Source organism: Salifodinibacter halophilus (assembly GCA_012999515.1).
In the GTDB taxonomy this organism is placed as follows: Bacteria; Pseudomonadota; Gammaproteobacteria; order Nevskiales; family Salinisphaeraceae; genus Salifodinibacter; species Salifodinibacter halophilus.
Genome location: JABEEB010000682.1, coordinates 1 through 238, shown reverse-complemented (window position 1 = coordinate 238; position 238 = coordinate 1). Strand labels below are relative to the sequence as shown.

The following is a 238-nucleotide window of genomic DNA, read 5'->3' as shown; positions in this document are numbered from 1 at the left end:
GGATTTTCCAACTTCTTGGCGCCCGAGGCCGCGAGCGTGTACTTGAGCACCTTGGGCTTGGCCCAGCCAGCCGGCGCGTCGTCCTGCGATGTCAATATGCTGGCGTTGTTGCCACCCGGGCGCAGGAGGATGCGCTGCGGCCCGTCGTTGGTCGACCCAGACACGCCGAATCCAGTCAGCAAGGCGTGCCCGGCAAAAGCGGAAAGCGTCTCGACGCGGACCAGAACCTCGCCCTCGG

The 238-nt window shown here is 66.0% G+C and carries 1 protein-coding gene; it reads right to left on the bottom strand.

What is annotated here, in order from left to right; genetic code table 11:
* Positions 1-238: hypothetical protein (locus HKX41_13300; GenBank protein NNC25111.1), on the bottom strand; the 238-nt coding region annotated here is incomplete at both ends.